This window comes from Pantoea sp. B_9 (assembly GCF_008632015.1).
GTDB lineage: Bacteria > Pseudomonadota > Gammaproteobacteria > Enterobacterales > Enterobacteriaceae > Pantoea > Pantoea dispersa.
Genome location: NZ_VWVL01000005.1, coordinates 160922 through 185273, shown reverse-complemented (window position 1 = coordinate 185273; position 24352 = coordinate 160922). Strand labels below are relative to the sequence as shown.

21 protein-coding genes and 1 other RNA gene are annotated in these 24352 nt (G+C 58.4%); 15 read left to right on the top strand and 7 right to left on the bottom strand.

What is annotated here, in order from left to right; genetic code table 11:
* Positions 1–27: 27 nt before the first annotated feature.
* Positions 28–948 carry an agmatinase gene (gene speB / locus F3I21_RS16385; RefSeq protein ID WP_021506644.1) on the top strand — a complete coding sequence of 307 codons (921 nt, stop codon included), beginning with the start codon at positions 28–30 and terminating at the stop codon, positions 946–948.
* Positions 949–1142: 194 nt separating this feature from the next.
* Here the strand turns inward: speB and F3I21_RS16380 are convergent, their stop codons facing one another.
* A complete protein-coding gene (locus tag F3I21_RS16380) occupies positions 1143–1898 on the bottom strand; it encodes a M48 family metallopeptidase (RefSeq protein WP_021506645.1) in 756 nt (251 codons plus the stop codon).
* 273 nt (positions 1899–2171) lie between these two features.
* Between F3I21_RS16380 and tkt the strand changes: the two genes are divergently transcribed.
* The 6 genes from tkt to argO all read left to right on the top strand — a co-directional run bounded on the left by tkt (position 2172) and on the right by argO (position 9797).
* Positions 2172–4163 carry a transketolase gene (gene tkt, locus F3I21_RS16375; RefSeq protein WP_058757105.1) on the top strand — a complete coding sequence of 664 codons (1992 nt, stop codon included), beginning with the start codon at positions 2172–2174 and terminating at the stop codon, positions 4161–4163.
* A 398-nt stretch (positions 4164–4561) separates the two neighbouring features.
* Positions 4562–5581 carry an erythrose-4-phosphate dehydrogenase gene (gene epd, locus F3I21_RS16370; protein WP_150059335.1) on the top strand — a complete coding sequence of 340 codons (1020 nt, stop codon included), beginning with the start codon at positions 4562–4564 and terminating at the stop codon, positions 5579–5581.
* 51 nt (positions 5582–5632) lie between these two features.
* Entirely contained in the window at positions 5633–6796 is a 1164-nt protein-coding gene (gene pgk, locus F3I21_RS16365) for a phosphoglycerate kinase (RefSeq protein ID WP_021506648.1), read from the top strand.
* Between the two features lie 104 nt (positions 6797–6900).
* Complete coding sequence (gene fbaA, locus F3I21_RS16360; protein ID WP_058757103.1) at positions 6901–7980, top strand: class II fructose-bisphosphate aldolase; 1080 nt, start codon at positions 6901–6903, stop codon at positions 7978–7980.
* 188 nt (positions 7981–8168) lie between these two features.
* The gene (mscS, locus tag F3I21_RS16355; RefSeq protein ID WP_021506650.1) at positions 8169–9044 is read left to right on the top strand and encodes a small-conductance mechanosensitive channel MscS; all 876 of its coding nucleotides are present in this window, start codon (positions 8169–8171) and stop codon (positions 9042–9044) included.
* 129 nt (positions 9045–9173) lie between these two features.
* The gene (gene argO, locus F3I21_RS16350; protein WP_021506651.1) at positions 9174–9797 is read left to right on the top strand and encodes an arginine exporter ArgO; all 624 of its coding nucleotides are present in this window, start codon (positions 9174–9176) and stop codon (positions 9795–9797) included.
* Here argO and F3I21_RS16345 read toward each other — a convergent pair.
* Positions 9776–12052: an FAD-dependent oxidoreductase gene (locus F3I21_RS16345; protein ID WP_370515564.1), complete on the bottom strand. Its 2277-nt coding sequence runs from the start codon at positions 12050–12052 to the stop codon at positions 9776–9778. The genes argO and F3I21_RS16345 overlap by 22 nt on opposite strands.
* A 61-nt stretch (positions 12053–12113) precedes the next feature.
* On the opposite strand from F3I21_RS16345, the gene F3I21_RS16340 reads away from it, so the two are divergent.
* Entirely contained in the window at positions 12114–12812 is a 699-nt protein-coding gene (locus F3I21_RS16340; RefSeq protein WP_021506653.1) for an IclR family transcriptional regulator, read from the top strand.
* Here F3I21_RS16340 and F3I21_RS16335 read toward each other — a convergent pair.
* Positions 12799–14106 (bottom strand): MFS transporter, encoded by a 1308-nt coding sequence (locus F3I21_RS16335; RefSeq protein WP_125309832.1) that lies wholly within the window; start codon positions 14104–14106, stop codon positions 12799–12801. The genes F3I21_RS16340 and F3I21_RS16335 overlap by 14 nt on opposite strands.
* Positions 14107–14325: 219 nt before the next feature.
* On the opposite strand from F3I21_RS16335, the gene F3I21_RS16330 reads away from it, so the two are divergent.
* A complete protein-coding gene (locus F3I21_RS16330) occupies positions 14326–15057 on the top strand; it encodes an oxidative stress defense protein (RefSeq protein WP_150059333.1) in 732 nt (243 codons plus the stop codon).
* A gap of 115 nt (positions 15058–15172) precedes the next feature.
* Here the strand turns inward: F3I21_RS16330 and F3I21_RS16325 are convergent, their stop codons facing one another.
* Positions 15173–16078, bottom strand: coding sequence for a LysR family transcriptional regulator ArgP (locus F3I21_RS16325; RefSeq protein WP_021506656.1), 906 nt, complete (start codon positions 16076–16078; stop codon positions 15173–15175).
* A 182-nt stretch (positions 16079–16260) separates the two neighbouring features.
* Between F3I21_RS16325 and rpiA the strand changes: the two genes are divergently transcribed.
* Together rpiA and serA are read left to right on the top strand one after the other, a co-directional pair.
* Entirely contained in the window at positions 16261–16920 is a 660-nt protein-coding gene (rpiA, locus tag F3I21_RS16320) for a ribose-5-phosphate isomerase RpiA (RefSeq protein ID WP_058771548.1), read from the top strand.
* A 279-nt stretch (positions 16921–17199) separates the two neighbouring features.
* Positions 17200–18438, top strand: a complete 1239-nt coding sequence (serA, locus tag F3I21_RS16315; protein WP_058757100.1) for a phosphoglycerate dehydrogenase — start codon at positions 17200–17202, stop codon at positions 18436–18438.
* Between the two features lie 30 nt (positions 18439–18468).
* On the opposite strand, the gene F3I21_RS16310 is transcribed toward serA, so the two are convergent.
* From F3I21_RS16310 to zapA, 3 genes are all read right to left on the bottom strand, one after another.
* Positions 18469–19074: a 5-formyltetrahydrofolate cyclo-ligase gene (locus tag F3I21_RS16310; protein ID WP_058757099.1), complete on the bottom strand. Its 606-nt coding sequence runs from the start codon at positions 19072–19074 to the stop codon at positions 18469–18471.
* 70 nt (positions 19075–19144) lie between these two features.
* Positions 19145–19328, bottom strand: a non-coding RNA gene (gene ssrS / locus F3I21_RS16305) — 6S RNA.
* A 39-nt stretch (positions 19329–19367) separates the two neighbouring features.
* A complete protein-coding gene (zapA, locus tag F3I21_RS16300; RefSeq protein WP_021506660.1) occupies positions 19368–19697 on the bottom strand; it encodes a cell division protein ZapA in 330 nt (109 codons plus the stop codon).
* 170 nt (positions 19698–19867) lie between these two features.
* On the opposite strand from zapA, the gene F3I21_RS16295 reads away from it, so the two are divergent.
* Genes F3I21_RS16295 through ubiI form a run of 4 tightly spaced genes read left to right on the top strand, consistent with a single transcriptional unit; the run spans position 19868 to position 24220 of the window.
* Positions 19868–20449: a YecA family protein gene (locus F3I21_RS16295; RefSeq protein WP_058757098.1), complete on the top strand. Its 582-nt coding sequence runs from the start codon at positions 19868–19870 to the stop codon at positions 20447–20449.
* A gap of 50 nt (positions 20450–20499) precedes the next feature.
* Positions 20500–21822, top strand: coding sequence for a Xaa-Pro aminopeptidase (gene pepP / locus F3I21_RS16290; RefSeq protein WP_150059332.1), 1323 nt, complete (start codon positions 20500–20502; stop codon positions 21820–21822).
* Complete coding sequence (ubiH, locus tag F3I21_RS16285) at positions 21819–22997, top strand: 2-octaprenyl-6-methoxyphenyl hydroxylase (RefSeq protein ID WP_150059331.1); 1179 nt, start codon at positions 21819–21821, stop codon at positions 22995–22997. The genes pepP and ubiH overlap by 4 nt, the downstream gene beginning before the upstream one ends.
* Before the next feature lie 20 nt (positions 22998–23017).
* Positions 23018–24220: an FAD-dependent 2-octaprenylphenol hydroxylase gene (gene ubiI, locus F3I21_RS16280; protein WP_125309826.1), complete on the top strand. Its 1203-nt coding sequence runs from the start codon at positions 23018–23020 to the stop codon at positions 24218–24220.
* Positions 24221–24352: the final 132 nt, after the last annotated feature.

The window sequence follows — 24352 nt, the reverse complement described above, 5'->3', positions numbered from 1 at the left end:
CGATTTAAGGATTTAAGAGGACTCGTTATGTACAACACGCTGGGCAATCAGTACGACAACTCCCTGGTTTCTAACGCCTTCGGTTTCATGCGTTTTCCGCTGAACTTCCAGCCTTATGACAGCGACGCCGAGTGGGTGATTACCGGTGTGCCGTTTGATGCCGCGACGTCAGGCCGGCCGGGCAGCCGTTTAGGGCCGGGCGCGATCCGTCAGATCTCCACTAATCTGGCGTGGGAAGGCTGCCGCTGGCCGTGGGATTTCGATCTGCGTCAGCGCCTCAACGTGGTGGACTGCGGCGATCTGGTGTACGCCTTCGGCGATTCACAGGATCTGTCCGATAAGCTGCAGGCGCATGCGGAAAAGCTGCTGGCGAACGGCAAGCGCATGCTGACTTTTGGCGGTGATCACTATGTCACGCTGCCGCTGCTGCGCGCGCACGCTAAACACTTCGGCAAGATGGCGCTGGTGCACTTTGATGCGCATACCGATACCTACTCCAACGGCCCGACTTTTGACCACGGCACTATGTTCTACACTGCGCCGCAGGAAGGGCTGATCGATCCGCAGCATTCGGTGCAGATTGGTATCCGTACCGAGTTCGATAAGAGCCTGGGCTTCAACGTGCTGGACGCCGCGCAGGTTAATGACCGCAGCGTGGACGATATTCTGGCCGAAGTGAAGCGCACCGTGGGCGATCTGCCGGTGTACCTGACGTTTGATATCGACTGCCTCGATCCGGCCCATGCGCCAGGCACCGGTACGCCAGTGATTGGCGGCCTGACCAGCGATAAAGCCACTAAGCTGATTCGCGGCCTGCAGGGCATGAACATTGTGGGGATGGATCTGGTGGAAGTGGCGCCGGGCTACGATCACGCCGACCTGACCTCACTGGCCGCTGCCACGCTGGCGCTGGATATGCTGCACGTGCAGGCGGCGAATAAAGGTTAAGCGGCGGTGCGGACGAGTGCCCTCACCCTGACCCTCTCCCCCAGGAGAGGGAACTGATCGAGCGGGCGGTGAAAACAGCACGGACCGCTCCCTCTCCCCCAGGAGAGGGAGCCGATCGAGCGGGCGGTGAAAACAGCACGGACTGCCCCCTCTCCCGCGAGCGGGAGAGGGCTGGGGTGAGGGGAAAACGGCGACTACTTACCATCCGCCGCGATGCGGTCGCGAATATGCTGCGCGCGCGACTCAGAATCCGGATGCGAGTCAAACATCGAGCTCTGGCGGCCCTGATCCAGCTTCGCCAGCTTCTCGAAGCTGGTCGCCAGACCAAGCGGATTAATGCCGCGCTTCTTCAGCAGATCGTACGAATAGTCATCCGCCTGCGACTCCTGGGTCTGTGAGAACTGCGCGTTAACCAGCTTCTCGCCCATCTCGCCCAGCTGTGACTGCGACAGAGAACCAATCACGCCACCCACCGACGCCGCAGCGTTGCGTGCCGCCGTGGTCGCGAAAGCCACCTGCATCGCTTTGCGCGTATGGCCGAGCGCGACGTGGCCCATTTCATGGCCGAGCACGCCTTCCACTTCGTTGTCGCTCATCATATCCATCAGACCGCTATAAACGCGGATACAGCCATTCGCCATCGCCCAGGCGTTGACGTCTTTGGTCAGATACACCTTGTAGTTGGCCGGTACGCCGTTAATGTTATCGCCCAGCGCGGCGGCGATTTTGTTCAGCCGCTGCTGATAGCTGCTGTTGGCCGGCGCCAGCTGGTTCTCTTTATCCATCTGCGCACATGACTGATCGCTCAGCTCTTTAACCTGGGCGTCATTCAGCGAGTAAGCCTGAAACGCCTGCGCGCCAGATTGCAACAGTGCGTTATTATCCATTCCTTCGCAGCCGCTCAGCAGCGAAACCATTCCCAGCGCGACAACCATGGCGCGAATTTTCATATCAGCATCCTTTGAGTAACAGGTAGAGAAAACAAACACCTGAAAAACCACGCAGGTGTTTAAACGCATTGGTTATAGCGTGCCAGGGGCGGATTGGCTAGCAGACAGGCCCCGAAATGCAACCCTGAACCGCAGATTTAGCATCCTGATACATGTACTTTTGCCCCGATTTTCATGTACATTGATGTGCGACTTTTTTCTCGCTTCGCCTTATAACTCATTAATTACAATCAGTTAAGCGTGGCGGAGCATTAATCCGACCTGGAGTAGAAGATGCCCTCTCGTAAAGAGCTTGCCAACGCCATTCGCGCGTTAAGTATGGATGCAGTACAGAAAGCGAAATCGGGACATCCGGGTGCCCCAATGGGCATGGCCGATATCGCTGAAGTGCTGTGGCGTGATTTCCTGAACCACAATCCAACTAACCCGCTGTGGGCAGATCGCGACCGTTTCGTGCTGTCCAACGGCCACGGCTCGATGCTGATTTACAGCCTGCTGCACCTCACCGGCTATGACCTGCCGATGAGCGAGCTGCAGAACTTCCGTCAGCTGCACTCTAAAACCCCAGGTCACCCGGAATACGGCTACACCGCAGGCGTAGAAACCACCACCGGCCCACTGGGTCAGGGCATCGCGAACGCCGTGGGCTTCGCCATTGCTGAGCGCACGCTGGCGGCGCAGTTCAACCGTCCGGGCCATGATATCGTAGACCATCACACTTACGTGTTCATGGGCGACGGCTGCATGATGGAAGGCATCTCACACGAAGTGTGCTCCATCGCCGGTACCCTGAAGCTCGGCAAGCTGGTGGCGTTCTATGACGACAACGGCATCTCTATTGACGGTCACGTGGATGGCTGGTTCACCGACGACACCGCCAAACGCTTCGAAGCCTACGGCTGGCACGTGGTGCGTGGCGTGGACGGTCATGACGCCGACGCGATCAAGAAAGCGGTGGAAGAAGCCAAAGCGGTCACCGACAAGCCATCGTTGCTGATGTGCAAAACCATCATCGGTTTCGGTTCCCCGAACAAAGCCGGTACGCACGATTCGCACGGTGCCCCGCTGGGTGACGACGAAATCGCGCTGACCCGTAAACAGCTGGGCTGGAACTACGCGCCATTTGAAATTCCTTCTGAAATCTACGCACAGTGGGATGCCAAAGAAGCCGGCCAGGCGAAAGAGAAAGCCTGGGACGAAAAGTTTGCTGCTTACGCCGCTGCGCATCCGGAACTGGCCACAGAGTTCAAACGCCGCGTGAACAATGAGCTGCCAGCCAACTGGCAGGCGGAATCGCAGAAGTTCATCGAGCAGCTGCAGGCTAATCCGGCAAAAATCGCCAGCCGTAAAGCATCGCAGAATGCCATCGAAGCTTTCGGTAAGCTGCTGCCGGAATATCTGGGCGGCTCGGCTGACCTGGCGCCAAGCAACCTGACCATGTGGTCTGGCTCGAAGCCGATCAATGAAGATGCCGCAGGCAACTACATTCATTACGGCGTGCGTGAGTTTGGTATGACTGCCATCGCCAACGGTATTGCGCTGCACGGTGGCTTCCTGCCGTACACCGCAACCTTCCTGATGTTCGTCGAGTACGCGCGTAACGCGGCACGTATGGCGGCGCTGATGAAAATCCGTCAGGTGATGGTTTATACCCACGACTCTATCGGTCTGGGTGAAGATGGCCCGACGCACCAGCCGGTTGAGCAGATGGCGAGCCTGCGCACTACCCCGAACATGAGCCTGTGGCGTCCGTGTGACCAGGTGGAATCTGCGGTGGCGTGGAAATACGCTATCGAGCGCGTTGACGGTCCATCAGCCCTGATCTTCTCGCGTCAGAACCTGGCGCAGCAGGATCGTAGCGCTGAGCAGCTGGCTAACGTGGCGCGCGGTGGTTACGTGCTTAAAGATTGCGACGGCACGCCGGAGCTGATTCTGATTGCGACCGGTTCTGAAGTTGAGCTGGCGGTTGGCGCTTACGAGCAGCTGAGCGCGGAAGGTCGTAAGGTGCGCGTGGTGTCCATGCCGTCTACCGATGCGTTTGATAAGCAGGATGCGGCTTATCGTGAGTCTGTGCTGCCGAAAGCAGTTGGCGCACGCGTTGCTATCGAAGCCGGTATTGCGGATTACTGGTTCAAATACACTGGTCTGCACGGTGCCATCGTTGGCATGACCACCTTCGGTGAGTCAGCGCCAGCTGAGAAGTTGTTCGAAGAGTTCGGCTTCACTGTGGCCAACGTGGTGAAAACCGCGAAATCGATTCTGTAATTTCGCGTAATCCGTCGCGCCGCTGCGCATTGTAGCGGCGCGATTCATCGCGCATTTCTGCTGCTATCCTCATGCTTTACCACGCGCAATAAATTGTGCCGCGACACTGATGTGCAGATCGGCGGTCCTGTTATCGCCTGAACCTGAAACGGTTCAATTATTCCTGCAGTAATAATTATCATTGCCTGAATTTGTGACGCAGATCCAATAATCAGCAGCACAGTTGATCGCAATCATTCCTGTTATTCCTTCCATGCTTTATTCTCGCTGAACCGTTTCAGTTGCAGCCGTGTGCTCTCCGTCAGCAACTGTAACCGGGCAAGAATTCCCTGTACAAAACGCAGCGAAACGCTCAAGGTATTTGGCACGTTTTTTCAGGTGTGGCTGCAGGAAGTGAGATGACCATTCGTATCGCAATAAATGGTTTTGGTCGTATCGGGCGCAACGTGTTGCGTGCGCTGTATGAAACCGGTCGCCGGGCGGAAATCACCGTAGTGGCGATTAACGAACTGGCGGAAGCGGCTGGCATGGCGCATCTGCTGAAGTACGACACCAGCCACGGCCGCTTTGCCTTTGACGTCCGCCAGGAGCGCGATCAGCTGTGGGTTGGTGACGATACCATCCGTATCCTGCATCAGGCGGAGATTGCCGCGCTGCCGTGGCGCGAGCTGAATGTCGATATCGTGCTGGACTGCACCGGCGTGTTCGGCAGCCGCGACGATGGTGAAGCGCATCTGCAGGCTGGCGCGAAAAAAGTGTTGTTCTCGCATCCCGGCGGCAACGATTTGGATGCCACCGTAGTGTTCGGCGTTAACGAACAGGCTCTTAAACAAACTGACCGCATTGTCTCCAACGCATCCTGCACCACCAACTGCATTATTCCGGTGATCAAGCTGCTGGATGACGCCTTTGGCATTGAGTCGGGCACCGTGACCACCATCCACTCGGCGATGCACGATCAGCAGGTGATTGACGCGTATCACAGCGACCTGCGCCGTACCCGTGCCGCCAGTCAGTCGATCATTCCGGTCGATACGCGTCTTGCCGCTGGCATTACCCGTATTTTTCCGAAATTTAACGATCGCTTCGAGGCTATCGCGGTGCGCGTGCCAACGATCAACGTCACCGCCATTGATCTGAGCGTTTCGGTGCGCCAGGCGGTGAAGGCGTGTGAGGTCAACGCGTTGCTGCAAAACGCGTCAGAGGGGGCATTTCGTGGTATAGTTGACTATACGGAATTACCGTTAGTCTCAGTAGATTTTAACCACGATCCGCACAGTGCCATAGTGGACGGCACGCAAACGCGGGTCAGCGGTCACCACCTGATCAAAACCCTGGTCTGGTGTGACAACGAATGGGGCTTTGCTAACCGCATGATCGACACCACGTTAGCAATGGCCGCAAGCGGTTTCAGGTAAGACGCGGACTGCGTCTGGCAAAACTTATGAGAATCAACGAGAGGGTTCACCATGTCTGTAATTAAGATGACCGATCTGGATCTTGCTGGTAAACGCGTTCTGATCCGTGCCGATCTCAACGTACCAGTGAAAGAAGGGAAAGTGACGTCAGATGCACGTATTCGTGCTTCTCTGCCTACCATCGAAGCGGCGTTGAAACAGGGCGCGAAAGTGATGGTTACCTCTCACCTGGGTCGCCCGACCGAAGGTGAATACAACGAAGAGTTCTCCCTCCTGCCGGTTGTTAACTACCTGAAAGAAAAACTGAACGGCACTAACGTGACCCTGGCGAAAGACTACCTCGACGGCGTTGAAGTGGGCGCGGGTGAACTGGTAGTGCTGGAAAACGTTCGCTTCAACAAAGGCGAGAAAAAAGACGACGAAACCCTGTCGAAGAAATATGCCGCACTGTGTGACGTGTTCGTCATGGATGCATTCGGCACCGCGCACCGCGCGCAGGCGTCCACTCACGGCGTGGGCAAATTCGCCCCTATCGCCTGTGCCGGCCCGCTGCTGTCTGCCGAACTGGAAGCGCTGGGCAAAGTGATGAGCAATCCACAGCGTCCGCTGGTCGCCGTGGTGGGGGGTTCTAAAGTGTCGACCAAATTCGACGTGCTGCAGTCGCTGGTGAAAATCGCTGACACCGTGATTGTCGGTGGCGGTATCGCTAACACCTTCGTGGCGATCGACAACAACGTCGGCAAATCGCTGTACGAGCCAGACTTCGTTGAGGCCGCTAAAGGCCTGCGCGACCAGTACGGCATTCCGGTACCTACCGATTCACGCGTCGGCACGGAATTCTCCGAAACTGCCCCGGCAACCGTGAAAAAGGTTTCCGAAGTAGCGGATAACGAAGAAATTATGGACTTCGGTGACGAAACCGCACAGAACATGGCGAAACTGCTGAAAGACGCAAAAACCATTCTGTGGAACGGTCCGGTTGGCGTGTTTGAGTTCCCGAACTTCCGTAAGGGCACCGAAATCGTTGCCAACGCTATCGCAGACAGCGACGCGTTCTCTGTTGCCGGCGGCGGTGATACCCTGGCGGCTATCGACCTGTTCGGTATCGAGGACAAAATCTCCTACATCTCTACCGGTGGCGGAGCGTTCCTCGAGTTCGTGGAAGGCAAAAAACTGCCGGCAGTAGCCATGCTGGAAGAGCGCGCGAAGCAGTAATTTTTGGGGGCAGCGCTTCGGCGCTGTCTGAAGGCTTGCCCGCTGTGGGCGAACAGATCGCATTCCCATTGGGGAGTGGACGATAAACGAAACAGGACACAACCATGTCTAAAATTTTTGATTTCGTAAAACCCGGCGTTGTCACTGGTGATGACGTTCAGAAAATCTTCAAAGTAGCGAAAGAAAACAAATTCGCTCTGCCAGCCGTTAACTGCGTCGGCACGGATTCCATCAACGCGGTACTGGAAGCTGCGGCTAAAGTTAAAGCGCCGGTCATCGTTCAGTTCTCCAACGGTGGTGCTGCCTTCATCGCCGGTAAAGGTTTCAAAACCGACAAACCACAGGGCGCTGCGATTTTCGGCGCAATCGCTGGTGCACACCATGTGCATCTGATGGCTGAACAGTACGGCGTGCCAGTAATCCTGCACACCGACCACTGTGCGAAGAAACTACTGCCGTGGATCGACGGCCTGCTGGATGCTGGCGAAGAGCACTTCAAGAAAACCGGTAAACCTCTGTTCTCCTCACACATGATCGATCTGTCTGAAGAGTCACTGGAAGAGAACATCGAGATTTCTTCTAAATATCTGGCGCGCATGGCGAAACTGGATATGACGCTGGAAATCGAACTGGGCTGCACCGGTGGTGAAGAAGATGGCGTGGACAACAGCCACATGGACGCTTCTGCACTGTACACTCAGCCAGAAGACGTAGATTACGCTTACACCGAGCTGAGCAAAATCAGCCCGCGTTTCACCATCGCTGCGTCCTTCGGTAACGTGCACGGCGTGTACAAGCCAGGCAACGTGAAACTGACTCCAACCATTCTGCGTGATTCGCAGAAATACGTTTCAGAGAAACACGGCCTGCCGCACAACGCGCTGGACTTCGTGTTCCACGGCGGTTCCGGTTCTTCTGCTGCAGAAATCGAAGAGTCTATCAGCTACGGCGTGATCAAGATGAACATCGATACCGATACCCAGTGGGCAACCTGGGACGGCATCCTGCAGTACTACAAAACCAACGAAGCGTACCTGCAGGGTCAGCTTGGCAACCCGAACGGTGCTGACAGCCCGAACAAAAAATACTACGACCCACGCGTCTGGCTGCGTGCGGCACAATCTTCCATGGTTGTGCGCTTAGAGCAGGCTTTCAAAGAGCTGAACGCTGTCGACGTACTGTAATTTTTGCTTACCGTACAAAAAAGGCCCGAAAGGGCCTTTTTTTATGCGTCCCGTCTGGAAATCCCGGTTTATACAGCACATTTTTGGCGCTTCGCCCCATTATTGTTTACCCTTGTACTCGGGAGTGTCGGATTGAATCTGGCAGTTTTTGTACTTTCCTGCGGGAAACTCAACAACAGGGCTAACAAATGGAAGATCTTAACGTCGTTGACGGCATTAACAACGCAGGTGGCTGGCTGGTGCGCAACCAGGCGCTGATCCTCAGCTATGCGGTGAACATCGTGGCGGCTATCGCCATCATTATTGTCGGGATGATTATCGCGCGCGTGGTATCAAACGGCGTCAATCGTCTGCTGGTCGCGCGTCATATTGATGCCACCGTGGCTGATTTCCTCTCGGCGCTGGTGCGCTACGGTATCATTGCCTTCACGATTATTGCTGCGCTGGGCCGTGTCGGCGTGCAGACTGCCTCTGTGATCGCCGTGCTGGGTGCTGCCGGTCTGGCCGTCGGTCTGGCACTGCAGGGGTCGCTCTCCAACCTGGCGGCAGGCGTACTGCTGGTGACCTTCCGTCCATTCCGCACCGGTGAGTTCGTCGATCTCGGTGGCGTGATGGGGACAGTACAGAATGTACAGATCTTCTCGACCACGCTGAAAACCGCTGACGGCAAAATCGTGGTGGTGCCAAACGGCAAAATCATCGCCGGCAACATCGTCAACTTTTCGCGCGAACCTATCCGCCGCAACGAGTTCATTATTGGCGTCGCCTACGATGCGGATGTCGATCAGGTGATCGATCTGCTGCGTGAAGTGGTGGAAGCGGACGAGCGCGTGCTGAAAGATCTGGGTATCCAGATTGGCCTGAACGAACTGGCGGCTTCGTCGCTGAACTTTGTGGTGCGCTGCTGGAGCAAAAGCGGTGATCTGCAAAACGTCTACTGGGATCTGATGAAGAACTTCAAGCGCACCCTGGATGCGCACGGTATCGGTATTCCTTATCCGCAGATGGACGTGCACCTGCATCAGGTGCAGAGCGAGGCGCAGCAGCCTGCGCGCAGCGAGTAAGTTATCAGGGCACCGGCGGGTGCCCTTGTTTTATCAGTTACGCTAATGACCGATTAATTCTTTCCATTTCCGCTAATATCCGCGCCTCACTATACTGCCCAGCAACACCCATTTTTCAGGAACTCTTCTGTGTTATCTGTTTACTTACAAGGGCTTGCCCTTGGTGCTGCGCTTATCCTGCCGTTAGGCCCGCAGAACGCCTTCGTCCTGAACCAGGGCATTAAGCGCCACTACCATTTGATGACCGCGTCGTTGTGCACACTGAGCGATATTGCGCTGATTTGTGGCGGAATATTTGGCGGCAGCGCGCTGTTGCAGCAGTCGCCGGTTCTGCTGATGCTGATCACCTGGGCTGGCGTGGCGTTTCTGCTGTGGTATGGCTGGGGCGCGCTGCGCAGTGCCTGGCAGGGCGATGTCACGCTGGCGTCAGAGGCGGCGCTGAAGCAGGGGCGCTGGCGCATTGTCGCCACTATGCTGGCGGTGACCTGGCTCAATCCGCATGTCTATCTCGACACTTTCGTGGTGCTCGGCAGCCTCGGCAGTCAGCTGCCGTCGGCGGAGGCGCGCCGCTGGTTTGCTTTCGGCACCGCCAGCGCCTCGCTGCTGTGGTTTTTCGGTCTGGCGCTGTTGGCCGCCTGGCTGTCGCCGCGCCTGCGCACCGTACGGGCGCAGCGCATCATTAATCTGCTGGTGGGCGGCGTGATGTGGTTTATCGCCCTGCAGCTGGCGCGTCAGGGCATCGCCGGCTGGTGATACACATGCAGGCCGTAAAGCGCGGGCAGGGCGCCTGCGCTGGCCAGCAGCTCCAGTCGTATCTGGCGGAATGCGGTATCCGGGGGCAGCGCATGATGGCACAGCGAGTGATGATTATCGCTGACCTCGGCCAGCAGCGTGTTATCCAGCCATAGGCGATAATGGGTAGTGCAGTGCGGCGTCACCGCCTGCGCATGGCCCATCTGCACCGTTTCCATCGCATGATCGAAATCGTTATCGAACAGCAGCGTAATCTGGCTGGCGCGCTGCGCGTCCGGCCACTGCCAGCACACCCACGGCTGGCGATCGTCCGCTGCCGGCAGCCAGCCGTTGGTGTGACTTTCCGGCCGCAGTTTACCGTTGAGCAAATAGTCGCAGTGCCACAGCTGCAGCGGCGTCGCCAGACTAAACGCGATCAGGATCTGATTAGGCGCGCGGCGCGGTAGCCAGAAATCAAACTCATCCACGCCGTAATCGCCGTCGTTTATCTGCCGGGTGCGTTTCGCGACGCGCGGATTGAGGCTGTTGAACACCATCATGATGCCCGGCAGGCGCTGGCGGGTGAGCGCCACTTCAACCGCCGGATTTTCTTCAAAGGCGATAAACAGGTAGCGATCGCACTCCGCACGGTAGTCAAACGGCAGCGAATACGCCTCTTCAGCGTCAATCTGCAGGCTGTGTGTGGCCAGCAGCCGATCGCCGCAGGTGTTGGCCGGATTGTCGCTGGTCAGCAGTGAAACCTGCAGCGTCTGCGCGGATGACGCCCGCAGCCGCACCGTCAGCGCGGGCAGGCGTTCTCCGGCTTTAAGCGGCAGCAGCAGGGCGCAGCGTGAGGTGAGGGCGTGCCAGCCGCCATCCGCCGGCAGGGCGTGCAGCGCGAAGGTGCTGCTGGCGCTGACCTGAGCGGCACCGGCCGGATGCGCCAGCTGCTGACGCGGAATGAACGCGCCGTGGCGCAGCAGCTGTTGCTGCAGCTGACCAATATGCTCCGGCTGCGCCAGCTGACGCGGTGTCTGGTTATGCTGCTGGCACAGCGCCGCCGCGCGGCCCACCACTTCGCCCAGCACGCCACAGGTGCACATCACGCGCGCGCTGCCAAAGGCAACGTGCGTGGCAGAGATAAGCCGGCCGGTCAGCAGCAGATTATCCAGCGACTGGCTGTACAGCGCCCGAAACGGAATGGTGTAAGTGCCTTTGCTGTGGAACTGGCGGCAGCCGTCGTGAGCACTGTACACGCCGTCGGCCGGATGCAGGTCAATCGACCAGCCGCCGTAGGCCACCGCATCGTAGTGGTCGCGCTGCGCGATGATATCCTGCTGACACAGCAGAGTATCGCCGAGAAAGCGTCGGCTCTCGCGCTTGCCGGGAATCAGCCCAACCCATTCAATGGTCAGCGTGTCGGCATCGGCAAACTCGCCGGAGTTTTTGATGTAATCCCACACGCCCCAGACAATCTTCCACAGCTCCCACTTGATGGTTTCGCTTTCATGCACGGTATCCAGCCGGCCGCCCCACTCAAGCCACCACAGATCGCAGCCGTTGAGATCGGAGCTCAGGCGTTTATAGCGCGGAATGGCGGTGATCTCTTTCAGCGCAAAGGAGGGCGGTACAAAACGCACCGGCTGCGCGCTGCGTTTGGTATAAAAATAAATCGAGTGGCCGAGCTTGTGGCCAAACTGCTCGCCCGGCGCCATTTTTTCGCCAAACTCCTGCGGTGATTCTGCGCCGACACGGTGCGCTGCCCCGGCCAGATAGCCGAGCACGCCGTCGCCGCTGGCATCGATAAACTGGTCGGCCGTCACGCGATAGCGGGTCTGATTGATGGCGTTGAAAGCCTGAACCGCCTGCAGGCGCTGCGCGGATTTTTCGATGTCGCTGACCACGGTATTGAGCAGCAGCGTCAGGCGCGGCTGCGCCTGCACGATGTCCAGCAGCACCATGTCAAACAGCACCGGGTTGCCCTCTTTGTTGCGCCACAGGTTCTCCTCCATGATCTCGCCCATGATGCCGCCTTCACGCGCCCAGCGGTTGTTATTACCCATATGCGACGTCGCGCCGTTGGCCCACAGCCGTACTTCGCTGGAGGCGTTGCCGCCGAGCACCGGGCGATCCTGAATCAACACCACCTGCTGGCCCGCGCGTGCCGCAGCCAGCGCGGCGCACACGCCCGCCAGACCGCCACCGGCGACCAGCACATCGGCGTGTAACGACTGCAACGGAAAGGCACGGGAGGCCTGAGAAGAGAAAGTTTGCATCATGAGGTTACTCCCGCCTGAAGGCTGCTAAGATTGAATTTTTACCGTCACAAGGTGATTTATGTCTTCGCAACCCAACCAGAGCCTGATTGACGGAATTCGCTGCCTGCAATATCTGGTCTCCAGTGACAAAGCGGTCGGCGGCCGTGAACTGGCGCGCCAGATGGGGATGAACAGCACGCGGGTAAACCGTCTGCTGATGACCATGGCGTCCATCGGCCTGACGATTCAGGATGAACACCGGCGCTATCTGCCGGGCCCGGGCATTCATGCGCTGGCGGCGCAGGCCATTCGTGGATCGTCGCTGTTTGCTTCGGCACTGCCGCAGCTGGAGGCGCACGCGCCGCGCGATATCGTGGTGGCGCTTGGCGTGCTGTGGGAGGACCAGGTCATCTACATCTGGCACTCGGAGCCCGGCGAGCGCACCAGTACCAGCCAGGCGCTGGCCGGATTCCGCATGCTGCCCGCGTGGCAGTCGGTGATTGGCGTCGCGCTGCTGGCGGCGGAGAGTGACGAGGTGCTGCGGCCACGCTTCAGTGACGAACAGTGGGCGCAGATTGCGCCGCTGCTGGCGCGCAAACGCACCGGGGATTATCTGGTGTGGCATCGCGAGGACGGCGAAATCAGTATGGCGCAGCCGATCAATAACAACCGCGCGGCGCTGGCCTTCGCCAAAATCTGGCAGGCCGATGAAGCCCAGCTGGCGCAGCGTCTGCAACAGCTGCACGCGCTGGCGAAACGGCTCATCAGCGCGCGCTGACATGGTCAATTTTTCCTACTACAAACAGATAACTGCAGATGCCAATAGCGGCCAGCACGGCGATAAAGGCCAGCGCCGGCGCGAAGTTGCTGCCGTCAATCAGGGCGCCGATGGCGATCGGCACCACGATCGATGATAGCGCGCCGGTAAAGTTAAATACGCCGCCGGCCAGACCGATCAGATGGCGCGGCGCCAACGCGGTAACAAACACCCAGGTGATGGTCGCGAGGCCATTACCAAAAAACGCCAGCGACATGAACAGGATGATCAGTCGCGAATCTTCAGTGTAGTTAGCACCCAGAATGAACAGCGTGAGGAACAGGCCGAGGATCACCGGCAGCTTGCGCGCCACGCTGGCTGACACGCCGCGCCGGATCATGCGGTCTGAGGCAAAGCCAGCCAGCAGCACACCACAAAACGCCGCGAAGTAAGGCAGCGACGCCACATAGCCGCTCTTGATAAAGTCCATGTGGCGATACTCCACCAGATAGGTGGGAAACCAGGTGAGGAAAAACCAGAAGGTGGCGGAGATGGTGAACTGGCCAATATAGATGCCGACCAGCTTGCGGCTGCGAAACATCTGCGCCAGATCGGCCCAGCGTGCGCGCGGCGGCTGGCTGTCCTGACGATTTTCCAGCAGTGCGCCGTTGTCACGCAGATAGTTAAGTTCAGCCTCTGATACGCCTTTGTGCTGGTTCGGCTCGCGATACAGCAGATACCACACCAGCGCCCAAATCATGCCCGCTACGCCGGTAATCAGAAACAGCCCGCGCCAGCCAAACGCAGCCTGCACGTGAAACAGCAGCGGTGTCATACAGGCGAGGCCAACAAATTGCGCGGACGAGTAGATGCCAATTGCACTGGCACGCTCCTGCTCGGGGAACCAGCTGGAAATCACCCGATTGTTAGCGGGCATCACCGGCGCCTCGAAGGCACCCACGCCGAGGCGCAGACCGAACAGCGCGCCGAAGCTGCTGGCAAAAGCGTGCAGTGCGGTGATCAGCGACCAGGCAAACAGCCCCGCGCCGTATACCAGCCGCGCGCCGAGACGATCAATCAGGAATCCGCCGGGAATTTGCAGCGCCGCATAGATCCAGCCGAACGCCGAGAAGATCAGCCCCATCTCCAGCGGCGTGAAGCGCAGTTCACCGGCCATCTGCGTGGCGGCCACCGACAGGTTGGTGCGATCCATGTAGTTAATAATGATGTTGATAAACACCAGTGCCAGCATCATAAAGCGTGTGCGTCCGGCTCGCACGCTGACCGCGCTTTGGCTAAGTGGCTGTTCTGTCATAATACAACTCTCCCGAGGGGCAGAAGTGTTTCTTTAATAGAAACGCAGGCGGCGCTTTTCAGCGAATCTGTAGCGATAAATTTGCGATCGCGGATACGTTAAACCTGAGCAAAGCCGAACTTTTTGCTAATTTCAAACTCAGACCATCACGCATAGTAATGTGTTTTGGGTTTCGCCATAGTGGCGACCTGCAAATTGAACCCTTCAAGGAGGACTTTCGTGAAACTGAAAGCACTGGCGCTGGCCGCCGTAATGAGCACGGGCGCACTGTCCGGTCTGGTCCAGGCGGGAGAAGTGCCGAACGGACCGCACGTGGTGACATCAGGACAGGCCAGCGTGGATGCCCGTCCTGATATGGCTACGCTCTCCATCGTGGTGAATGTTTCGTCGAAAGACGCGGCGGATGCAAAAAAACAGGCTGACGACCGCGTGGCGCAATATTTTGATTTCCTGCAAAAGAACGGCATCGAGAAGAAAGATATTGATGCGGCAAATCTCAGCACCCAGCCGGAGTATGACTACACCAAAGAGGGTAAATCGGTGCTGAAAGGTTACCGTGCGGTGCGTCAGGTGGAAGTGACGCTGCGCCAGCTGGATAAGCTGAATGAGCTGCTGGACGGCGCGCTGAAGTCGGGCCTGAATGAGATTCGTTCTGTTGAGCTGGGCGTGGCTAACGCGGACAGCTATAAAGATCAGGCGCGTAAAGCGGCGATTGCCAATGCCACACAGCAGGCGAACGCCCTGGCCGAAGGCTTCAACGCCAAACTGGGCCCGGTATACAGCATTCGCTATCACGTGGCTAACTACCAGCCGATGCCGATGGCGCGCATGTACAAAGCGGCCGGTGCCGCAGCGGACACCACCGCGCAGCAGACCTACGAGCAGCAGAGCATCCATTTTGACGATCAGGTGGATGTGGTATTCGAAATCAAACCGAATACGGCGCAGTAAGTTAGCCTGTAAAATTGTAGCGGCGCGATTCATCGCGCTTTCCAGCAGCAGAACCGCTGTTAAAACGCGCGATGAATCGCGCCGCTACGACTGTTGTGCGCTAATCTGAACGGCGCTAAGCCGCAACTTCATCCTGGCGCAGTACGCGGTGGCCGTGGGCAATCAGCGCATCGGTCACGCTGCGCATCAGGCGGCTTTCCGGCGCGAAACGGTGCCAGTACAGCATCCGGCGCTGATACAGACCCGGTGTCAAATCAACCAGCTCTCCCTGCGCCAGCTCGCGCTCAATCTGCAGGTGCGGAATCATACAGCACACCGATCCCTGACGCGCCAGCTGCACAAAAGCCTCTGACGAGTTCACGATGTGGCACGGCACGCTGCCCGGCGATAAATCAAAGTTCTGCTGCAAAAAAGCCTGATGCATATCGTCGAGGTGGTCAAACGCCACCGCCGGGGCTTTCAGCAGCGCCGAGCGCGTCACGCCATTGGGGAAATAGCGCGCGGCAAACTCCGGCGAGGCGCAGAACAGATAGTCCAGCGCGCCCAGCTGATCCACCAGGCAACTTGGCAACGGCTGCGGCTGGATACTCACCGCGCCGACCACCTCACCGCGTCGTAAACGCTCCTGTGTGCGGGTTTCATCTTCCACCTGCAGATTCAGGCGCACCGGCGAGTCGGCCAGCACATCTTTCAGCGCCGGCAGCAGCCAGGTCGCAAGACTGTCGGCGTTCACCGCCAGCGACAGCAGCAGCGGCGTGGTGCCGCCGTTATCATCGCCCAGCCACTCCTCTTCCAGCAGCTCCACCTGATGCAGCAGCGCCAGCAATTTTTGTCCCTGCTCGGTCGGGCGCGGCGGCACGGTACGCACCAGCAGCGGCTGACCAAATAAATTTTCCAGCTGTTTAATGCGCTGCGACACCGCAGACTGCGTGATGCACAGCTTCTGGGCGGCACGCTCAAAGCCGCGTTCGCGAATCACAGCATCCAGCGCCTGAAGCGTTCGATAATCCGGGCGTTTCATTGTTGTTCTCTCTCGTTCAGGGTGGAAACTACTATGCCATAAAACGGCGAAGCTGTGCGGCCGACGCGTTTTTGCGGGCTGGCTTCCAAAGGCTTACATCCAACGTCGTTCAGCCGCGCTTTTTGACAGCGCCTTGTTTTATACTACGCGCACTTCGATGTCGCACAGGTTTTAAACATACCATGACCCAGGATGAACTGAAAAAAGCGGTAGGTTGGGCAGCGCTGCAGTACGTGCAGCCAGGCACCATTGTTGGCGTAGGCACCGGTTCAACGGCGGCGCACTTTATTGACGCGCTTGGTACCATCAGGAATCAGATCGAGGGCGCGGTTTCCAGTTCGGAAGCCTCAACCGAAAAGCTTAAATCGCTGGGCATTCCGGTATTCGATCTCAACAACGTGGATGCGCTGTCGGTGTATGTCGACGGGGCTGATGAGATCAATCCACAGATGCAGATGATCAAGGGCGGTGGCGCGGCGCTGACGCGCGAGAAAATTGTCGCGGCGGTGGCGCAGAAATTTATCTGCATCGCGGATGCGTCCAAGCAGGTCGATGTGCTGGGCAACTTCCCGCTTCCGGTGGAGGTGATTCCGATGGCGCGCGCTTATGTGGCGCGGGAGCTGGTGAAGCTGGGCGGCCTGCCGGAGTATCGTCAGCACGTGGTTACGGATAACGGCAACATTATTCTCGACGTACATAATCTGCGTATCCTTGACCCGATTGCGCTGGAAAAAACCATCAATGCGCTGCCGGGCGTTGTCACCGTGGGGCTGTTTGCCGCACGCGGAGCGGATATCGCGCTGATTGGCACGCCGGACGGCGTGAAAACCATCACCAATTGATCTCACCGGCGCGCTGCCAGCGCCGGTTATTTCCATTCGCAAAACATCTTTTCTTGCTGCAGTGAAATTTGGTGACTTATGTCACAAATGATTCATCAACAGCAGGTTCGTACTTTGCGCTCTCGTCATCTCACGATTTTGTGTGGATTTGTGTTGTCTGCACGTGGGCGCGTGCTGGCGTGCAGGCAATCGTTTGTATTGCCGCGCCGGAAAATTTTGATATTTTGACAGAAGGCTACCTTATGGTAGTCCTCGTTGAATTCTGAATAGGGTCGGGAAATGGCAAAGGTATCACTGGAAAAAGACAAGATTAAGTTCCTGCTGGTGGAAGGCGTTCACCAGAGTGCGCTGGATAATCTGCGCGCCGCAGGTTACACCAACATCGAGTTCCACAAAGGCGCACTGGATGCTGAGACGCTGAAGTCCTCCATCCGCGATGCCCACTTCATTGGTATCCGTTCCCGTACCCAACTGACTGAAGAGATCTTCGCGGCGGCTGAAAAGCTGGTGGCGGTGGGCTGCTTCTGTATTGGTACTAACCAGGTTGATCTCAGCGCGGCAGCGAAACGCGGCGTGCCGGTGTTCAACGCCCCGTTCTCCAATACCCGTTCGGTCGCGGAACTGGTAATCGGCGAAATGCTGCTGATGCTGCGCGGCATTCCGGAAGCCAACGCCAAAGCCCACCGCGGCATCTGGAATAAAATCGCTACCGGCTCGTACGAAGCGCGTGGTAAGAAGCTGGGTATCATTGGCTACGGCCATATCGGGATGCAGCTCGGCGTGCTGGCGGAAAGCCTCGGCATGCACGTATTTTTCTACGATATCGAAAACAAGCTGCCGCTGGGCAATGCCACCCAGGTGCGCCATCTCTCTGACCTGCTGAACATGAGTGATGTGGTCAGCCTGCACGTGCCGGAAACGCCATCTACTCAGAACATGATTGGCAGCGAAGAGCTGGCACTGATGAAGCCCGGCGCGCTGTTGATCAACGCCGCGCGCGGCACCGTGATTGACATCCCGGCGCTGTGTAATGCGCTGGCCAGCAAGCACCTCGCCGGTGCCGCCATCGACGTCTTCCCGGTTGAACCTGCAACCAACAGCGATCCGTTTAACTCGCCGCTGTGCGAATTCGACAACGTGATCCTGACGCCGCACATCGGCGGATCAACGCAGGAAGCGCAGGAGAACATCGGTCTGGAAGTGTCTGGCAAGCTGGCCAAGTACTCTGATAACGGCTCGACGCTCTCCGCAGTAAACTTCCCGGAAGTCTCGCTGCCGATGCACGCCGCCAGCGCCAGCCGCCTGCTGCACATCCATGAAAACCGTCCGGGCGTGCTGACCGCCATCAACCAGATCTTTGCCGAGCAGGGCATCAACATTGCCGCTCAGTATCTGCAAACCTCGCCAGTGATGGGTTATGTGGTTATCGATATTGATGCCGAAGAAGATGTAGCGGAGAAAGCGCTGCAGCTGATGAAGGCGATTCCGGGCACTATTCGCGCCCGTCTGCTGTACTGACAGTGCAGGGCGCCGCTGGGCGCCCTGTCTTTATCCCGCCAGCGTTTCCCACTGCCAAAGCTTTGACGGCGTGAGAATCGCCGGCAATGGCACATCCCAGGCCGCCACCGGCAGCGCATCCACGCGCTGGCAGTCGTGCGCAATACCCAGCGGTAAAAAGCCATGCTGTTGCCAGTGCTGTAGCGTGCGATCGTAAAAACCCCCGCCCATGCCTAAGCGTTGTCCCTGCGCGTCAAACGCCACCAGCGGTACCAGCATCACATCCAGCTGATCGAGTGTCGCCAGCTGCGTAATATCCAGCGGCGGCTCAGGGATGCGCAGCTTGTTAGGTCGCAGCGGGGTTTCTGGCGTGTAACGCAAAAAAAGGAGGTGACCGGGCGCAAACGGGTGCAGCACCGGCAGAAAGACCTGCTTCTTTTGCTGCCACAGTTTGGCAATCAGCGGTCGGGTATTGATTTCGCCATCGACGGAGAGAAACAGCGCGATGCGTTGTGCGCTGGCCAGCGGGGCAAAATTGATGGCATGTTCAGCCAGCAGATCGGCGGCCTCAACCTGTTGCTCAGGCGTAAGATTGCGGCGCAGATGGCGCACATGCTGACGAATATCCTGTCGGTCGAGAAGAGAGAGTGCTGGCATGATGTCCCCGGCTGATAAGGCTGTTGATAGCCACATTATCACACCGGGAATAACAGGGTGGAACTAAGAGGAGATCTCCGAGATGCCGCCGCAGGCTGTAACCCTTGAACCCTTGGTTCAAGGTGAGTATGCCGTCGTAACCATCAGGCTTCTCGGACGGACCGAGCATGCTCACAGGTTACAGAGCGTCACACTCTGTTGGTATGAAATATCGGCTCAGGGGACTGGCCCGCTTGCAAACATCTCAGAGAAAATTGACTTCACCGTTACTCTAACACGAGTACCATGAAGTGTTATTCGAATTTAGGGCCCTGACGTTCAGTTATGCGACCTTGCTCAACTAATGCCTGCTCAATGGTCTGCTGCAGCATACGGATGCGTTGTTCCATATTGGCTGCGTAATCGCGCGTTTTACCTTTCTCTTGTGCCAGCTCGTGGCAAATGTTTAACGCGGCGATGAACACCAGCTGCTCTGTATTTGTGACTCTAGTGCGAACTTTTAAATCTTGCAACCGTTGATTGAGATCCTCTGCGGCCAGATTCAGCGCATCTTGCTGTTCAGGCGGACAATTCACTCTCAATGAACGACCAAAAATCTGAATATCTACCGGTTGTGCAGACATGCCACCATCCTGACTGATTACTTCGTTCGCATCTCCCTTACCTGTCAATGGGTTGGGAGGTGCGCAACTATATAGACCCGCGTGATAAGTTACAACCCCTTTTCTGGAAACCCTGAGGCACCTGGTGGTAGCATAACACGAACTTATTCTGCCAACGACGACCAAAGCTTATGTCTTTACAGAACGCAACACCCACTTACAACGCGCTGGCCGCGGCACTTTCCCAGCAGGGCGTTGGCATGACGCCCGCCGAGATGCACGGATTGCTGTGTGGCATTCTGTGCGGCGGCAATCAGGACAGCAGCTGGAAAACCCTGGTGCACGACCTGACTAACGAGGGCATGGCGTTCTCGCAAAGCCTGTCGCAGCCGCTGCAGGCGCTGCATGAAAACCTGGCCAACACGCTGGATGAAGAGGGTTTCCTGTTCCAGCTGATGCTGCCGGATGAGGAGGACATCACGGTGTTCGATCGTGCTGACGCGCTGGCCGGCTGGGTCAATCACTTCCTGCTGGGCCTGGGCGTGACGCAGCCGAAGCTGGACAAAGTGACCGGTGAGACCGGCGAAGCGATTGACGATCTGCGCACCATTGCGCAACTTGGCTACGATGAAGATGAAGATCAGGAAGAGCTCGAACAGTCGCTGGAAGAGGTGATTGAGTACGTGCGCGTTGCCGCGCTGCTGTGCCATGACACCTTCACCCGGCCACGCACGCCGACCGCACCGGAAGTGCAAAAACCTACGCTACACTAAGCGCGTCATCGTGGGCAGGTCGCTGCCCGTTTTCTACAGGGAGTGCAAATATGATTACACTGGAATCCTTCCGGCAACGTCGTCAGGCGCTGATCGCCCGCATGGCGCCCGGCAGCGCGGCTTTGATTTTTGCTGCACCTGAAGTGACGCGCAGCAACGACACCGAATATCCCTTTCGCCAGAACAGCGATTTCTGGTACTTCACCGGCTTCAACGAGCCGCAGGCGCTGCTGGTATTAATCAAGAGCGATGACAATCATAACCACAGCGTGCTGTTTAACCGCGTACGCGACCTGACGGCCGAGATCTGGTTCGGGCGTCGGCTTGGTCAGGAAGCCGCACCGGCGAAGCTGGGCGTTGACCGCGCGCTGCCGTGGGATGCGATTGACGAGCAGCTGCACCAGCTGCTCAACGGACTTGATGTGGTCTATCACGCACAGGGTGAATACGCGGAAGCGGATACGCTGGTGTTCAGCGCGCTGGAGAAACTGCGCCGCGGTTTCCGGCAAAACCTCAGCGCGCCGGCGACGCTGACCGACTGGCGTCCCTGGGTGCATGAGATGCGCCTGTTTAAAAGCGAAGACGAGATCGCCATTCTGCGCCGCGCAGGAAAAATCAGCGCGCTGGCACATACCCGCGCGATGCAGGCGTGCCGTCCCGGCATGTTTGAATATCAGCTGGAGGGCGAAATCCATCACGAATTCACCCGCCACGGCGCGCGCTTTCCGTCTTACAACACCATCGTGGGCTCCGGTGAGAACGGCTGCATTTTGCACTACACCGAAAACGAAAGCGAAATGCGCGACGGCGATCTGGTGCTGATTGATGCCGGTTGCGAATTCCATGGCTACGCCGGCGATATCACCCGCACTTTCCCGGTAAACGGTAAATTCAGCCAGCCGCAGCGCGAGATCTACGACATCGTGCTCGCCTCGCTGTATAAGGCGCTGTCGATGTTCCGCCCGGGCATCAGCATCCATGAAGTCAACGACGAAGTGGTGCGCATCATGATCACCGGTCTGGTCGATCTGGGAATACTGGAAGGCAATATCGATACGCTGTTTGAAGAGCAGGCGCACCGTCCGTTCTTTATGCACGGTCTTGGGCACTGGCTGGGGCTGGACGTGCATGACGTCGGCCACTACGGCACGCCCAGCCGCGACCGCCTGCTTGAACCCGGCATGGTGCTCACCGTTGAACCGGGCCTGTATATCGCGCCGGATGCCAAAGTGCCGGCGCAGTATCGCGGCATCGGTATCCGTATCGAAGACGACATCGTCATCACCGCCGACGGTAATGAAAACCTGACCGACAGCGTGGTAAAAGACGCTGAGGCGATCGAAGCACTGATGGCGGCGGCGCGCGGCGTATGAATATCCTGATTGCAGGCGGCGGCATGACCGGCGCCACGCTGGCACTGGCGATTTCGCATCTGACACAGGGCCAGTTGCCAGTGACGCTGATTGAACGTCATCAGCCGGACAGCCGCGCGCACCCGGGCTTTGACGGGCGCGCCATCGCGCTGGCGGCGGGCACCTGTCAGCAGCTGGCGGAAATTGACCTGTGGCGTTCGCTGGCGGATTGCGCCACGCCCATTACCCACATCCACGTTTCCGATCGCGGGCACAGCGGGTTTGTTCAGCTGCAGGCTGAGGATTATCAGCTGTCGGCGTTGGGCAACGTGGTCGAGCTGTATGACGTGGGACAGCGCCTGTTTACACGTCTGCGTGAGGCACCCGGCGTGACACTATGCTGCCCGGATCACGTGACCTCAGTAACCCGCAGCGCCGATAGCGTGCAGGCGACGCTCAGCAGCGGCGCAACGTTACAGGGCGCGCTGCTGGTGGCCGCTGACGGCGCACGCTCGCCGCTGGCGGCATCCTGCGGCATTCGCTGGCAGCGCGACGACTACCAGCAGCTGGCGGTGATTGCTAACGTCGCGACGCAGTTGCCGCATCAGGGTCGCGCGTTTGAGCGCTTCACCCGGCATGGCCCGCTGGCGCTGCTGCCGATGTCCGGCAACCGTCTGTCGCTGGTGTGGTGCCATCCGGCGGCGGCCGAAGCCACGGTTAAGCAGTGGGACGATGCCACCTTCCTGCATGAATTACAGCGCGCCTTTGGCTGGCGGCTGGGGCGCTTTACTCACGCCGGCCAGCGCGAAATCTATCCGCTGGCGCTGCAGACCGCAGAGCGTCAGGTGACGCACCGGCTGGCACTGGTCGGCAATGCGGCGCAGACGCTGCATCCGATCGCCGGGCAGGGCTTTAACCTCGGTTTGCGCGATGTGATGTCGCTGGCGGAAACCCTTGCGGCGGCGCATCGTCACCAGCAGGATCCGGGCAGCCACGCGGTGTTGCACCATTTTGCTGCGCGCCGCCAGCCGGATCGCGCGGCGACCATTGGCGTCACCGACGGTCTGGTGCGGCTGTTCGCCAACCGTTATGCCCCGCTGGTGGCAGGACGAAATCTTGGGCTGGTGGCAATGGACCACCTGCCATGGCTGCGAAACCCACTTGCCGTGCGCACGCTCGGCTGGGTTAAGCGTTAAGCATGAATTAAGGGGCAGCAATGCAAACATTTGATGTGGCGATTGCCGGTGGCGGCATGGTCGGTCTGGCGGTGGCCTGTGGCTTACAGGGCAGCGGCCTGCGCGTTGCGGTGCTGGAAAAAGCGCCTGAGCCACAATTTGATGCGGCGGCGCCAGCGTCGGTTCGCGTCTCGGCCATCAACGCCGCCAGCGAGCGTCTGCTGCAAAAACTTGATGTCTGGTCCACCATTCTCGCGCTGCGCGCCAGCGCGTATCACGGCATGGAAGTGTGGGATCAGGACAGCTTTGGCTCGATCAGCTTTGATGACGAGCAGCAGGGGCTGTCGCACCTCGGACATATCATTGAAAACGAGGTGATTCACAGTGCGCTGTGGCAGCGCGCCAGCCAGTGCAACGACGTGACGCTGATTGCACCGGCTCAGCTGCAGCAGGTGGCGTTTGGCGATAACGAAGCCTTTATTACCCTGCAGGACGGCAGCATGATGAGCGCGCGCTTGCTGATTGCTGCGGACGGGGCCAACTCGTGGCTGCGTGACAAAGCGGATATCCCGATTACCTTCTGGGATTACGAACATCACGCGCTGGTGGCCAATGTACGCACCGATATGCCGCACGATGCCATCGCGCGCCAGGTGTTCCACGGCGACGGCATTCTGGCCTTCCTGCCGATGCAGGATCCGCACCTGTGCTCCATCGTCTGGTCGCTGTCACCGCAGGAAGCGGCGCGACTGCAATCCATGCCGGAAGCGCTGTTTAACCAGCAGCTGTCGGTGGCATTCGATATGCGCCTTGGTCTGTGCCAGGTGGAAAGCGAACGTAAAACCTTTCCGCTGACGGCGCGTTACGCCCGCAACTTTGCTGCGCACCGGCTGGCGCTGGTGGGCGATGCGGCGCATACCATCCATCCGCTGGCCGGGCAGGGGGTTAACCTCGGCTTTATGGATGCTGCCGAGCTGATTGGCGAAATCCGTCGTCTGCATCAGCAGGGCAAAGATATCGGCCAGCATCTCTATTTGCGGCGTTATGAACGCAGCCGCAAGCACAGCGCAGCGCTGATGCTGGCTGGAATGCAGGGTTTCCGTGAGCTGTTTGCCGGGCACCATCCGGCGAAAAAACTGCTGCGCGACGTCGGGCTGAAGCTGGCCGACACGCTGCCTGGCGTGAAGCCGTTACTGCTGAAGCAGGCCATGGGCCTCAACGACCTGCCCGGCTGGATCCGCTAACCCTCCTTATTACGGCACCCTTTCAGGTGCCGTTTTTCCTGCACTGACGTTACGCGATCGCCCTCAAGGGTGGGCGTGGCAGTCGGCTGCCGCTCATGAATCACCGAACTGCACAGCGTTGTCGCCATCCAT

Coding starts and splice junctions, on each gene's coding strand:
- speB (WP_021506644.1), top strand. CDS start 28: ATGTACAACACGCTGGGCAATCAGTACGACAACTCCCTGGTTTCTAAC.
- F3I21_RS16380 (WP_021506645.1), bottom strand. CDS start 1,898: ATGAAAATTCGCGCCATGGTTGTCGCGCTGGGAATGGTTTCGCTGCTG.
- tkt (WP_058757105.1), top strand. CDS start 2,172: ATGCCCTCTCGTAAAGAGCTTGCCAACGCCATTCGCGCGTTAAGTATG.
- epd (WP_150059335.1), top strand. CDS start 4,562: ATGACCATTCGTATCGCAATAAATGGTTTTGGTCGTATCGGGCGCAAC.
- pgk (WP_021506648.1), top strand. CDS start 5,633: ATGTCTGTAATTAAGATGACCGATCTGGATCTTGCTGGTAAACGCGTT.
- fbaA (WP_058757103.1), top strand. CDS start 6,901: ATGTCTAAAATTTTTGATTTCGTAAAACCCGGCGTTGTCACTGGTGAT.
- mscS (WP_021506650.1), top strand. CDS start 8,169: ATGGAAGATCTTAACGTCGTTGACGGCATTAACAACGCAGGTGGCTGG.
- F3I21_RS16345 (WP_370515564.1), bottom strand. CDS start 12,052: ATGCAAACTTTCTCTTCTCAGGCCTCCCGTGCCTTTCCGTTGCAGTCG.
- F3I21_RS16340 (WP_021506653.1), top strand. CDS start 12,114: ATGTCTTCGCAACCCAACCAGAGCCTGATTGACGGAATTCGCTGCCTG.
- F3I21_RS16335 (WP_125309832.1), bottom strand. CDS start 14,106: ATGACAGAACAGCCACTTAGCCAAAGCGCGGTCAGCGTGCGAGCCGGA.
- F3I21_RS16325 (WP_021506656.1), bottom strand. CDS start 16,078: ATGAAACGCCCGGATTATCGAACGCTTCAGGCGCTGGATGCTGTGATT.
- rpiA (WP_058771548.1), top strand. CDS start 16,261: ATGACCCAGGATGAACTGAAAAAAGCGGTAGGTTGGGCAGCGCTGCAG.
- serA (WP_058757100.1), top strand. CDS start 17,200: ATGGCAAAGGTATCACTGGAAAAAGACAAGATTAAGTTCCTGCTGGTG.
- F3I21_RS16310 (WP_058757099.1), bottom strand. CDS start 19,074: ATGCCAGCACTCTCTCTTCTCGACCGACAGGATATTCGTCAGCATGTG.
- zapA (WP_021506660.1), bottom strand. CDS start 19,697: ATGTCTGCACAACCGGTAGATATTCAGATTTTTGGTCGTTCATTGAGA.
- F3I21_RS16295 (WP_058757098.1), top strand. CDS start 19,868: ATGTCTTTACAGAACGCAACACCCACTTACAACGCGCTGGCCGCGGCA.
- pepP (WP_150059332.1), top strand. CDS start 20,500: ATGATTACACTGGAATCCTTCCGGCAACGTCGTCAGGCGCTGATCGCC.
- ubiH (WP_150059331.1), top strand. CDS start 21,819: ATGAATATCCTGATTGCAGGCGGCGGCATGACCGGCGCCACGCTGGCA.
- ubiI (WP_125309826.1), top strand. CDS start 23,018: ATGCAAACATTTGATGTGGCGATTGCCGGTGGCGGCATGGTCGGTCTG.